Origin of the sequence: Pseudomonas sp. A214 (genome assembly GCF_900156295.1) — a bacterium.
Lineage (GTDB): Bacteria > Pseudomonadota > Gammaproteobacteria > Pseudomonadales > Pseudomonadaceae > Aquipseudomonas > Aquipseudomonas rhizophila.
In genome coordinates, this window is the sequence record NZ_LT707062.1 from 5,736,448 (window position 1) to 5,748,788 (window position 12,341).

Annotated in this window: 12 protein-coding genes; 8 read left to right on the plus strand and 4 right to left on the minus strand. The window is 56.8% G+C overall.

Translation table 11 applies throughout. The features are described 5' to 3' along the window. Window positions 1-4: 4 nt before the first annotated feature. Window positions 5-712 (minus strand): class I SAM-dependent methyltransferase, encoded by a 708-nt coding sequence (locus BW979_RS25695; protein ID WP_047227448.1) that lies wholly within the window; start codon window positions 710-712, stop codon window positions 5-7. 232 nt (window positions 713-944) lie between these two features. Between BW979_RS25695 and BW979_RS25700 the strand changes: the two genes are divergently transcribed. The 3 genes from BW979_RS25700 (at window position 945) to BW979_RS25710 (ending at window position 3,625) form a co-directional block, all read left to right on the plus strand. Next, window positions 945-1,343 carry a DUF488 domain-containing protein gene (locus tag BW979_RS25700; RefSeq protein WP_076386252.1) on the plus strand — a complete coding sequence of 133 codons (399 nt, stop codon included), beginning with the start codon at window positions 945-947 and terminating at the stop codon, window positions 1,341-1,343. Window positions 1,344-1,477: 134 nt separating this feature from the next. Beyond that, window positions 1,478-2,986: a DUF6630 family protein gene (locus tag BW979_RS25705; RefSeq protein WP_076386254.1), complete on the plus strand. Its 1,509-nt coding sequence runs from the start codon at window positions 1,478-1,480 to the stop codon at window positions 2,984-2,986. An 18-nt stretch (window positions 2,987-3,004) separates the two neighbouring features. Then, window positions 3,005-3,625: a GIY-YIG nuclease family protein gene (locus tag BW979_RS25710; protein WP_047227445.1), complete on the plus strand. Its 621-nt coding sequence runs from the start codon at window positions 3,005-3,007 to the stop codon at window positions 3,623-3,625. Between the two features lie 100 nt (window positions 3,626-3,725). On the opposite strand, the gene BW979_RS25715 is transcribed toward BW979_RS25710, so the two are convergent. Then, on the minus strand, window positions 3,726-4,262 hold the full coding sequence (locus BW979_RS25715; RefSeq protein ID WP_047227444.1) for a DUF4256 domain-containing protein: 537 nt from the start codon (window positions 4,260-4,262) through the stop codon (window positions 3,726-3,728). A gap of 80 nt (window positions 4,263-4,342) precedes the next feature. Here BW979_RS25715 and BW979_RS25720 point away from each other — a divergent pair, with 80 nt between their 5' ends. The 3 genes from BW979_RS25720 (at window position 4,343) to BW979_RS25730 (ending at window position 6,922) form a co-directional block, all read left to right on the plus strand. After that, window positions 4,343-4,864, plus strand: a complete 522-nt coding sequence (locus BW979_RS25720; protein WP_172833805.1) for a GNAT family N-acetyltransferase — start codon at window positions 4,343-4,345, stop codon at window positions 4,862-4,864. A 157-nt stretch (window positions 4,865-5,021) separates the two neighbouring features. Beyond that, window positions 5,022-6,167, plus strand: a complete 1,146-nt coding sequence (locus BW979_RS25725; RefSeq protein WP_047227443.1) for a hypothetical protein — start codon at window positions 5,022-5,024, stop codon at window positions 6,165-6,167. Continuing rightward, window positions 6,161-6,922, plus strand: coding sequence for a hypothetical protein (locus tag BW979_RS25730; RefSeq protein WP_076386256.1), 762 nt, complete (start codon window positions 6,161-6,163; stop codon window positions 6,920-6,922). Before BW979_RS25725 ends, BW979_RS25730 begins: the two co-directional genes overlap by 7 nt. A 224-nt stretch (window positions 6,923-7,146) precedes the next feature. Here BW979_RS25730 and BW979_RS25735 read toward each other — a convergent pair whose 3' ends face one another. Further along, on the minus strand, window positions 7,147-7,851 hold the full coding sequence (locus BW979_RS25735) for a hypothetical protein (protein WP_047227441.1): 705 nt from the start codon (window positions 7,849-7,851) through the stop codon (window positions 7,147-7,149). A gap of 159 nt (window positions 7,852-8,010) precedes the next feature. Between BW979_RS25735 and BW979_RS25740 the strand changes: the two genes are divergently transcribed. Both BW979_RS25740 and BW979_RS25745 read left to right on the plus strand, forming a co-directional pair. Continuing rightward, window positions 8,011-8,988, plus strand: a complete 978-nt coding sequence (locus BW979_RS25740) for a hypothetical protein (protein ID WP_156893536.1) — start codon at window positions 8,011-8,013, stop codon at window positions 8,986-8,988. A gap of 77 nt (window positions 8,989-9,065) precedes the next feature. After that, the gene (locus BW979_RS25745) at window positions 9,066-9,482 is read left to right on the plus strand and encodes a VOC family protein (protein WP_047227439.1); all 417 of its coding nucleotides are present in this window, start codon (window positions 9,066-9,068) and stop codon (window positions 9,480-9,482) included. Between the two features lie 2,138 nt (window positions 9,483-11,620). Here BW979_RS25745 and BW979_RS25750 read toward each other — a convergent pair. Further along, window positions 11,621-12,334 (minus strand): FadR/GntR family transcriptional regulator, encoded by a 714-nt coding sequence (locus BW979_RS25750; RefSeq protein WP_047230511.1) that lies wholly within the window; start codon window positions 12,332-12,334, stop codon window positions 11,621-11,623. Between the last annotated feature and the right edge of the window lie 7 nt (window positions 12,335-12,341).

The following is a 12,341-nucleotide window of genomic DNA, read 5'->3' on the forward strand; positions in this document are numbered from 1 at the left end:
TAACTCACTCCACATCTGCCTGCCGCGTACAGACCCATCCGTGCATCAATCCCGCCTGAAAGAACTGCACAGGAGCGTCAAACCCGGCGGGCTTGATAAGGCTCGCGACCTGTTGCGCAGGCAGGATCGCAACATCTCTGGCGTAAGCAATACGCGCTCGCTCCAGCACTTCTGGCTGAAGGCCATCGGAAGACATCAATGTCATCCAACTGCGTAACAGCACCTCATAGGCAGGCGATTCGGTATCAGAGGCGAGGTCGGCGTTCGCCAATATTCCGTGGGGTTTAAGGCGCTGGGCTATTTCGCGAAAGAACCTGGTGCGGGCATCTTCTTCCAACAAGAATTGGGAGACCAGCAAGCAGGTAGCCGCGTCGTAGCTGGCCTCGGCGACGAGCGTATCCAGGTAGCCTTCGTGAAAATGGCAGCGCGCGAGAAAGCCATGCTGAACGGCCCTCTGACGACAGACATCAAGCATAGCGCCCGAAGGGTCGACAGCAGTGAAATGCCAGCCGGGGAAGCGCTCCGCCAGATGGGCAAGTTCCGCCCCCGTGCCAACGCCGACGCAGAGTATCCGGGCATTTTCCGGCAGGCCGGCGAACTGAGATTCGAGCAGCAAATAGAGGGCGGCGCGAATCGGCGCCATCCTTTCCCATTGCTTGTCGTAGCTGACAGCTTGCTGGTCGAACAATATCTTGAGGTCTTCACTGCGCATAGGGCACCTTGTGTCGTGATAGACGCATCGCGTAACCGCGGTACTGCTTTCAGTATCCCAGACCTGTCAAGCCCCACACCTTTGCGGCCGCCATGCTGTGGATCAGCACTTCCCAGGACCCCAGTCGAGCATTGATATTAGGATTATCTCAGCAGGTTGCGAGGGGGGACTCAACCCGATCACTGACCTCGGCCTATTCTGACGCTGTCCCCTCTCCCACAGGCAGGCCCCCATGATCCACTGCAAACGAGCCTACGAAGCAGCCAGCACCGAGGACGGCGTACGGGTTCTGGTGGACCGTCTATGGCCGCGTAATTGTCGCAAGGACGAACTCCCCATCGCGCAGTGGTTGCCAGAGGTGGCGCCTTCTCATGAGTTGCGCAAGGCGTTCAAAGCGGGGGCGGTTTCGTTCGAGCAGTTCAAGTTGGCCTATCGCAAGGAGTTGGCTGCGCGGCCGGAGGGTTGGTGGCGGTTGGTGGATGTTGCGCGGGGCGGCAATCTCACTCTGGTGTATGCCGCCAAGTCCACGGTCGAGAACAATGCCGTGGTGTTGGCTGAATGGTTGGAGGATGAGGTGGAGAAGCGGGCGGAGGGGAGTTCGCCGGTTTGTTATTTGGGTGGGGAGTTCTGATGGGCGGCAGGATGGTTTTGGGGCCGCTGCGCAGCCCAGCGGGAGCAAGCTCCCTCGCCACGGTGGTAGTTATTTTTTCAGGCGGGGTACGGCTAAGATGGCGCGCAGGCGAGTTCACAAGGAAGGCTGGCGTGATGCAATCCCGTTTTGATCCCTTGGTTCATATCGATTGGAAAACACCCGGCGCTGAGTTGCTTGGGCTGCTGCAGCATTACTATCCCGACATCGGTGTGTTTTCCGGGCCGGAATTCGAGACGCTGTTGGATGAGCTTTCCAACGAAATGGCCGAGGTCTGTTTCGAGGCGTTGGTACCTGTGCTGGCGCGTCACGGCTTTGACCTGTGGAACCTGGACGCCGGCGGTGATGATTACCGACCGGTGATTGTCCCAGCCGATCAACGCGAGGCTTTTGCACAACACTGGCAAGGCCAAAGCGCAGAACCGAGATTCACGCCGAGGCTGATCGAAGCGCAAAAGCCTGCCGCCCCCGACCGTAAATCCAGCAAGCCCAAGCGCAGCAAGCTGAACTGGCTACAGGAAGTCCACGACTATCCCGGCCCCACTTACGTGCATGACTACAACTACCGCAACGGCTGGGCCGCCATCACCGAGCAGGAGGAAGACCAGTGGCTGTGTTTTCTGATCGATTACAACCCATGGCCGCCCGCTGAGCAGGACATGCTCGAACACCGCACCGATGGGGTGGACGGCGCAGACTTGCAGCTCATCGATGCCAACACCCAGCGCAGCCTGTGGAAACGTCGGGTGAAAAGCGGCGCTTACAGTTCAGATGACCGCTACCAATACGAGATTCGCCAGGGCGATGACATCCAAAGTTTCGGACCTGTCGGGATGCAATGGTCGGAGTTTGAAGATCCCTGTGTCGTGGTCGACTCGGAGATATTCGAACGTCAGCGTATTTACGAACCCGAGCATTTGACGCGGATCTGGCGGATCACGGCGGACTCCAGCGAGGTCATTTTCGAGTACGCGGATGAACTGACGATCCTGCCCATCGGCCCGCGCCGCTTGCTGTTCATGCAGCACAACGGCCCGCGGTGTTGGGTCTGGAATCAAGACCCGCCGCACCAGGCCATTGCCGCCAAGCCGATGCCGGCTGACGCCTATAAATTGCGGGCGGCGACCGCGTACCTGGGCGGTGACGAGGTCCTGCTGTTCAGCGAAGGCGAGCGGCAGAACCTTGAGCACTCGGGTTATCAAGAGACGGTGCTGCTGGCGTGGCGCTTCAACTTCGTGACCGGCGCTACGACGAAGGCGCTGTTGGACGGCTTTGGCAGTGAGCTGCGCCAGGACACCCGCCTGCTGGTTACGCAGCCAAAGCAGGTCATCACGTTGCGCACGTTTCATGGGCAACTGCATGTTGCCCGGGGGCATGGGGATTGGTGGGTGTGGAATTACCGGACGAATACGTTTGGCACGCAGACCTTGGCGTGGTTTTGGAATCAGCGCAGCCATGAGGTGTTGAAGCTGTCGTCCAAGGATATTGCGCGGGTCAAGCCGGAGATTCGTTACCTGGCGGCGCAGGATCGGTATCTGGCGTTTGAGGCGGAGTTTGTGGCGCGGTTGCCGGGGTTTGCTGAGATACTTGAAACCAAAGGTAGTGATGTTCTGAGTTTCGACTGAAAAAACAGAGGGAGTGGTATGGGGTTCGATTCCGATGATGAGCCGGCAGAAAGGAGTGAGTACTACGCGGCTTGTCCGCCTTCTCCCCATGCGTGGCTTTACATTGCAGTGGATGTCAGGGATATGGGAATCGCCAAAATCGGGTTAACGACCAAGCGAACTCCCGAGATGCGGATCGCAGAAGGAAGAACCTACAACCCCTTTCTCGTGCTGTTCACCACCTACGATCTCGCGCGGTGTACTTGGGGTACGTCAGCCAAAGAGCTGGCTGATATCGAACGCTACATTCATCGCCGAGCTGTGTTCGGTACACCGATCGGGCACCTCGCCACCGGACGCTCGTCAGAATGGTTCCGAATCCATCCTGAACAGGCGGAATCCATCGTCGACGCGATGCTTGCAAAACGGGGTTTTTCAGTTGGCGAGCGATACCTCTATAGCTCCTATGACGGTCCTGATGTCTTCGATCAAATTCGAGTGTCGAGGATGAGAGAGATCAAGACGGTGTACCGGCCAAGCCTACGCGCCGTTATCGACGATTCCATAAATGCGGGCATCCCAGATGAGTACTACCGCGAGTACTACAACTTCCTGAGGGCGTACCATTCGAGACCTCAGGCAGAAAGACCTTACGATTGAATTGCGCGCTGAATGCCTGTCGCCCAAGTACTTTGTCGCCGGGTGACATACATCATCGGTGTGGCTTCTCGGCTTGGTGAGGCATAGGGGCTTACCCTGCTCAAACACAAAGCCAGCCCCGAAACCCTCGCGCCGCGTAATACGACTGCACACCATTGTGATAAACGAACACCCGTTCATAACGATAGTCACCGAATAGCGCACCGCCGAGGGCGCGAAGTTCAGGGGGTGTTGCCAGCCAACTGGACGTTTTGGCATCAAACTCGCCAAGCTGCTGCAAGGCTCGGTACTGGTCTTCAGTCAGCAAGGCGATGCCCATTTCTTCGGCCATTTCCATGGCACTGCCTTTGGGTTTGTTTTCCTTGCGTGCGTCCAGGGCGGCGCGGTCGTAGCAGAGGCTTCGGCGACCGGTTGGGCTTTCTTTGGCGCAATCGCAAAAGGTGACGAGGCCGGCTTGCTGGTCGTGGCCGATCACGTCGGGTTCGCCGCCGGTGGCCTCCATTGCCTGGAGCGACTTCAGGGCGTTAGGGTTGCTTTCCAGCTTGGCCTGGACGTCGGCCCAGAGGATGTCCGGGTGGCGATGTGGGTTCTGGTCGAAGCGGGTTTTCAGGGTCTGGAGAAGGTCTTGTCTTTTCATGGTTTTGGGTCCGTTGCTGGTCGGTTCCAAATTCTGGCAGTACCAGCGTAGCAACCCATTGAAGCATGAGGTCACGAACCATGATGCGCAGCGACGCTCAACCCGTTTTTCTCCTGCACTTGCGTCCAGTCAACCTCGACCAGGACAGCGGCGTTTGCGTACGTTTCTTTGAAGACATGCTGCTCTGCGCGTTTGGTTCCACACAAAAACTGCACGACCCGGATGGCACACAGCGTTACCTTCAATCTCTCCAAGAAAAAGCAGCCGAGCTTCCTGGCAGCATTGTCCATGCCTGGGATGAAACGCAGATCGTGGGCCAGATAGAAATGTCGCGGCTGAAGGCTGAGCCCGCAGTGGGCTACATCCATTTTTTCTACCTAACCCCTGAGTGGCGATCACGTGGTGCAGGGAAGTTGCTGCTGGCCTACGCGACCGACTTTCTTGCAGGGTTGGGGTGCGAGCGGATGAGATTGTCTGTGAGCGACACGAACCACAGGGCGGCACGGTTTTACAGGCACCATGGTTGGATTGATATCGGGGCCAGGCAAGACAAGCCGGAGCTGCGTTTGCGGTTGATGGAAAAGGCCATTGCCGCCTGGTGAGAGCAACTCCCTCGCCACAAGGTTGGGGTTCGGCAGAATGGATTGGAACGTCCTCTCCATCACCCTACGCGTCAATATCCACCATAAAATATCAAGAATTTTGCACGCTATCACAACCTCTGATACCGTGCTGGAATCGTGATACGGAAGAATGACCATGACTGCTATCCGCCAAGACCATGAGCTCTCCGAAAGGCGTGATCTGATCGAGCTCAAAGTCTACGTAGAGAACGTGCTAGGCCTGAAGCTGCGCTTGAAACCGTGGGAGCACGTCAAGATCCTTCCGTATGCATTGCGTGACCGCTACGAATTTTTTGTCACAGAAATCTTCGGGGCCGGCTGCCTCATTCTCAAGGAACGTCCACAGCGTGAAGCCAGCGTTGCGGATGTCGCCAAGCATATCCAGGCCATCCACAACTTGCAGGCATCCAACAAGTTGCCCGATACCGGCGACCTGATGATTTTCGTCACCGACACGCTTCCGAGCTATGACCGCAAGCGACTGGTGGAGAAAGGCGTCCAGTTCATCGTGCCGGGCAATCAGCTTTTTCTTCCGGCCTTTGGTATGGATTTGCGTGAGTATTACCGCCAGCGCCTGGAAAAACCTCAGGTCCTGAGCCCCGCCACCCAAGCCATGCTGATTCAATTTCTGATCAAGGGATGGCACCACCAGCTCCTGACCACTCGCGCAACCTTCGAGAAGTCCTTTACCTACGCGAAAATGACCGTCAGCAGAGCGATCAAGGAACTGACCGACTTGGACATTGTTAAGCCTGGAAAGGAAATGGGTGAGGCCGCGATCCTGTTTCACTTGTCCCCCAGGGAGACTTGGGAGATGGCCAAGGAGTCCATGCGTACGCCGGTCAAAAAAGCACTTTGGCTCAATGCAATTCCCCAGGTTTTTGACGACACCCCAATGTTGCTGGCCGGAGAAACGGCCCTGGCTGAAATGAGTCTTCTCGCCGGCCCAAAAGTCCCTTGCTATGCGATGACGGCAGCGCAGTTCGAGCATATTCGGGAGCATGCTCAAACTGAAAAGAATGCGGCCTACGGGGAGGAATTCGGCGCTTGGGGCTCAACTTCGAAAACGGCCAAGTCGAAACTCGAGACCACGGCGCCCTACCTTGAAGTGCCGCAAAACCATGCCGCGTGTTGCATTCAGTTTTGGAGTTATGAGCCGCCGCGCAGCAACATCGCCACTGGAACGGTGGACCCCTTTTCTCTCTATCTGAGCCTCAAGGATGACCATGATGAACGCGTGCAAATGTGTCTGGATGAAATGATGGAGAACGTGAAATGGTAGTGGGTGTCGACCGGTTTCGAGAGTATTTCAGGGATTTCCAGGGCAGCTACGTTCTGATTGGCGGGGTGGCTGCTTCGATTGCCATGGAGGAACTGGGTGAGGAATTTCGACTGACCAAGGATCTGGATATCGTCCTGGTCGTCGAGGCGCTTGATCGTGCGTTCGTCGGGCAGTTCTGGAAGTTCATCAAGGACGGTGGCTATGCCATTCGCCAGAATGGTGACAGCGATGGGGACTCCCCGGTTTTTTATCGCTTCCAGAATCCGGAGGACAAATCCTTTCCCGTTCAGGTCGAGCTGTTTTCCCGTGTCCCGGATGGCCTGGAGCACGAAGAAGCGGCCAGAATGACCAAAGTCCCCGTGGAGGAGCAAGCCGCCAGCCTGTCTGCGATCATTCTTGATGATGAGTACTACGCCTTTCTCTTGGAGGGCGTCGATCATACTCAGGAGATCAGCCACATCGGTGCTGATCGGCTCGTTCCCCTCAAAGCCCAAGCCTGGCTTAACAAGAAGGCGCAGCTTGAGCAAGGTATTCCAGTAGACAGTCGCGATATCAAAAAACACTTTAGGGATGTGATCGTACTGACCGTCGGTCTCACCGAAGGAATGGCCCAGCTACCGGAACGGCTGGCGCGCGATTTGAAGAGCTTTCTTGACCAAGTGCCTGCTGAGCTGGCGTCAAATCCCCAAGCCTACAAAGGTGTAGATGGCCACCGTTTGATCAAGACGATTGAAGAAGCCTTCCGCCTCACTTGAATCATGTTTTTTGCACGCTATCAGATGTATTGATAGCGTGCGAGAAAGTTGTTACGACGTAGGGCATGTCCTCGAGCGTCATCCCGAACTTATTGTCACCAAAGGCTCGAACGGTTGGAGACGAACATCTAAGTCAGAGCACGACACGCCTCTGGTGATTGAAAGTAGATGCTCCTTCGATTTGTGCACATCCCAAACTGGGATTTAACGTTCGATGCCCCAACCTAACGCTCCGCCTCCCCCTGTGGATAAATATCACTGACATTCAACGACAACTTCGCAGCCACCTCATAACCATCAGCCTTGCTGAAGTTCAACTGAAACTCCTGATAAGCAGGACCGGCCAGCCAACGGTTAACTTGCAGACCTTGATACCTGGAGCTTTCCCCGGGCGTGAGTTGCCCGAACAGCGGATAGCCCGCGTCGGCAAAAATCCTGTCAGCTTCGAACCAGTCCATCTCCTTATCAAGGCTCACACGTTGCTCCACCATTGCCCATGCCTCTGGCGTGACCTTCTGGCCGACATCCAGGAAGACCACCTTGCTTTCTTTCGCGGCGATCAGGAAAGGCAAGGTCATGGGTGTGCCCGTCGAATCCAGCAGCTTGTATTTCATACCAGCGTATTCCCCACCGCCTTCTTCCCTGCGCTCCCATATTCGCCAATCGATGACGCTTTCCGGGTTGAAGCTGTTGTTGGTGAGGATGATTTTGTAGCGCTGTTTGAAGAGTACGTCCTGATCATCTTTATAGGCCTTGTAGAACGACACCTTGCTGTGTTCGGCGCCGACCCGGATGATGATCGGAGTCCTGCGGCTGGCGACACTGTCCTGATATTGCTGGTAACTGAAGAAAGCGGATGCAATGGAGACGAGTAAGGCGAGCGTCGCAATTCCATCTGTGCGGGTGAGGGTCTTGAACCATTTCATCATGAGGCGGTGTGTCCGGATATTCGTGGTGGATGGGTTGGCGTCTTCGCGAGCCTTGTCCGAATGAAGACCCAGAGGATAGCATTGAGCCATCAATCCTCAAGGAAGCCCGAAAATGCCTGGAACGCCCGCCCCTCTGAGCGTCACAACGAAGATCAGCTCATGACCCTCCTCACCGCCGACGCCATCGGGCAACGTGCTACGTTTTTCATCATCGTTTTATCCTGCTTGCTTGTCCTGGGCATCACGAAGACCTTGAGCAAAGCCCATCAAAAATCGAATCAAGACTCTCAGTTGTTCATGTACGGCACCATTGCCACGTCCTTCATCATAGTCATGTCTGCGGTACTGATTTGGGGCAGCAAGGATCTTCCCGCGTGGCTTCAAGGCATCGGCAGCATCTACGCAATCATCGTGGCAATACTCGTATCCCGGCATGAAGGCCGAAATGCCCAGGAAAGAAGCAGACGGGAACGAGCAGAAGATCACAGACGTCAAGCCCAAAGAGTCAACCAAGAGAAGATAGAAACCACCAGGGCGATCTACCAGATCGTGCTTCGCGCGTTCATGAGCTTCAGCTACGTGCGTGAGAATGCCTATGACAAGAGTCTGTCAGCCAAGGATATCGGCCCGCGCAAGGGCGAGCCCGACCTGAAAATAACAGGCGGCAAACAATGGCGGTCACTGGGTTTCAAGGCTGCCGACATTCGCGTACAGCTTCGGCAACTGGAAGCATTTGTAGAGCAACTGGAAAAAATTTCCCCCTTTGAGCATAGGGATGCAGTTCTCGCCCTGCTGACATCCGAATTCTGCGCCTCGATCAAAGTGTTATTGGCTGATTTGAAGACAGGCTGGAATATCGAAAGTCAACGAACGGCGCCCGGCTCCGGCGCAAAATCGACGATCAAGTACCCTCCTTGCGTAAAAAACGCCACCTACACAGAAACTGAAAAACTCATTGGCGTCACCGAGTATCTGGCCCATGGGATTTTTCATATGTATCTGGATGAGCCGGAGTGCAATCGTATCGAGGAGGTTTTCCTGAGTTGGTCCCAAAGGGCAAACAAAATTTTTTTAAGTCATGGGCCCCAGGCATCATCCGGTGCGCAAGAGGATGTTAATCAGGCACAGCAGAGCTGACTTTTACGACGACATTCCTGCATGGGTAGCTAAGGTGAAGTAACCCGTTAGCGGCTAGCACTGAACAGGAGGCCCGTATGAGGAACTTCACGATCCAACACATCGACCACATCGTCCTGCGCGTAAAAGACATCGAGCGCAGCCTCGCTTTCTATACGTCGGTGCTTGGTTGCGAGCTGAAGAAGCGCCGGGACGATCTTGGAATGATTCACCTCAGCACCGGTGTTTCGATGATTGATCTGGTTGCTGTCGACGGGCCGTTGGGTCGCGCGGGTGGGCCGGCGGCTGGCAAGCAAGGGCACAACGTCGACCACCTCTGCCTGCGCATCGAACCGTTTGATGAACAAGCCCTCATCGCTCATTTGGCCTCAGCCGGCCTGAGCGTTGAGAAAGCGCAGATGCGCTATGGCGCGGAGGGGAAAGGTTGGTCGATCTATTGCTTCGATCCGGATGGCAATCAGATTGAGCTGAAGGGGCCCGCGCTGGAGCCCTGAGTTTCATGGTCTGTCTGGGCCGGTGATGTTGGATGGGCCGCCGTCATCGCGAGCAGGCTCGCTCCCACAGGGGATGTATGGCGGACACAAAATCCGTGAACACCACCAAAAAACTGTGGGAGCGAGCTTGCTCGCGATAGCGGTCTGTCTGAAACGGTGATGTTGGATGGGCCGCCGTCATCGCGAGCAAGCTCGCTCCCACAGGAGATTTATGCCGGACACAAAATCCGTGAACACCACCAATCAAAACTGTGGGAGCGAGCTTGCTCGCGATAGCGGTCTGTCTGAACCGGTGATGCTGAATGTGCCGCCGTCATCGCGAGCAGGCTCGCTCCCACAGGGGTTCTGTGGCGGGCACAAAATTCGTGAACACCACCAATCAAAACTGTGGGAGCGAGCTTGCTCGCGATAGCGGTCTGTCTGAACCGGTGATGTTGAATGGGCCGCCGTCATCGCGAGCAAGCTCGCTCCCACAGGGGATGTATGGCGGACACAAAATCCGTGAACACCACCAAAAAACTGTGGGAGCGAGCCTGCTCGCGAAAGCGGTCTGTCTGAACCGGTGATGTTTGATGGGCCGCCGTCATCGCGAGCAGGCTCGCTCCCACAGGGGATGTGGGGCGGGCACAAAATTCGTGAACACCACCAACCAAAACTGTGGGAGCGAGCTTGCTCGCGATAGCGGTCTGTCTGAACCGGTGATGTTTGATGGGCCGCCGTCATCGCGAGCAGGCTCGCTCCCACAGGGGGATGTGTGACGGGCACAAAATTCGTGAACACCACCAACCAAAACTGTGGGAGCGAGCTTGCTCGCGATAGCGGTCTGTCTGAACCGGTGATGTTTGATGGGCCGCCGTCATCGCGAGCAGGCTCGCTCCCACAGGGGATGTGTGACGGGCACAAAATTCGTGAACACCACCAATCAAAACTGTGGGAGCGAGCCTGCTCGCGATAGCGGTCTGTCTGAACCGGTGATGTTTGATGGGCCGCCGTCATCGCGAGCAGGCTCGCTCCCACAGGGGATGTGGGGCGGGCACAAAATTCGTGAACACCACCAACCAAAACTGTGGGAGCGAGCTTGCTCGCGATAGCGGTCTGTCTGAACCGGTGATGTTTGATGGGCCGCCGTCATCGCGAGCAGGCTCGCTCCCACAGGGGGATGTGTGACGGGCACAAAATTCGTGAACACCACCAACCAAAACTGTGGGAGCGAGCTTGCTCGCGATAGCGGTCTGTCTGAACCGGTGATGTTTGATGGGCCGCCGTCATCGCGAGCAGGCTCGCTCCCACAGGGGATGTGTGACGGGCACAAAATTCGTGAACACCACCAATCAAAACTGTGGGAGCGAGCCTGCTCGCGATAGCGGTCTGTCTGAACCGGTGATGTTTGATGGGCCGCCGTCATCGCGAGCAGGCTCGCTCCCACAGGGGATCTGTGGCGGGCACAAAATTCGTGAACACCACCAACCAAAACTGTGGGAGCGAGCTTGCTCGCGATAGCGGTCTGTCTGAAACGGTGATGTTGGATGGGCCGCCGTCATCGCGAGCAGGCTCGCTCCCACAGGGGATGTGGGGCGGGAACAAAATTCGTGAACACCACCAACCAAAACTGTGGGAGCGAGCTTGCTCGCGAAAGCGGTCTGTCTGAACCGGTGATGTTGGATGGGCCGCCGTCATCGCGAGCAAGCTCGCTCCCACAGGGGATGTGGGGCGGGCACAAAATTCGTGAACACCACCAATCAAAACTGTGGGAGCGAGCTTGCTCGCGATAGCGGTCTGTCTGAACCGGTGATGTTTGATGGGCCGCCGTCATCGCGAGCAGGCTCGCTCCCACAGGGGGATGTGGGGCAGACACAAAATCTGTGAATACCACCAAAAAACTGTGGGAGCGAGCTTGCTCGCGATAGCGGTCTGTCTGAACCGGTGATGCTGAATGTGCCGCCGTCATCGCGAGCAGGCTCGCTCCCACAGGGGATCTGTGGCGGGCACAAAATTCGTGAACACCGTCAATCAAAACTGTGGGAGCGAGCCTGCTCGCGATGGCGGTCTGTCTGAAACGGTGATGTTGGATGGGTCGCCGTCTTCGCGAGCAAGCCCGCTCCCACAGGGGGGTGTGGTGGACACAGGTTTTGTGGAGGTTATTGCGTCGTCGACTCAACCGCTCCCCGCACCCGCTGCAGCATGTTGATCAAATGCAACCGCATCGAAGCCCGGGCCGCTTCGGCATCATGGCGCGCCAACGCTGCGTAGATCTGCTCGCGCTCACGAATCACCAAGGCGCGATTCTCAGCCGTGACAGCTGGCCCGGCCTGTTGAACCACCGCGATCAACGTATTGCCCACATGGGCCATGGCATCGATAAAGAAGCTGTTGCCGGTGCACTGGGCGATCTGTAAATGAAATTCGAAATCCACCTGGGCGCTTTCGGCATCCGCGGCTTCAGAAGCGTTCGCCACATCCAGCGCTTCACGCATCGCCAGTAACTGCTGCGGCGTAGCGCGTTGGGCGGCGATGCCAGCGGCTTCGACTTCCAGGCTCTGGCGCAATTCGATCACCGCCAGCGCGTCGTACGCGCCACCCTTGACGTGCTTGCTGCCCTGGAAATCCCCCGGGCGAGCAGTGTCGACCACGAAGGTGCCGATGCCGTGACGCGTTTCCACCAGGCCTTCGGCCTGCAACCGCGACATGGCTTCGCGAACCACCGTACGACTGACGCCACGGTCCTTGATGATGACCTGCTCGGTCGGCAGTTTGCTGCCTGCGGGCAGTTCGCCGGCCAGTATCTGCTGCGTCAGATCGACCACCAGTTGCTGGGTCATGCTCAGGCGTCGATCGGGTGTGACACGGTCCATTGCACCT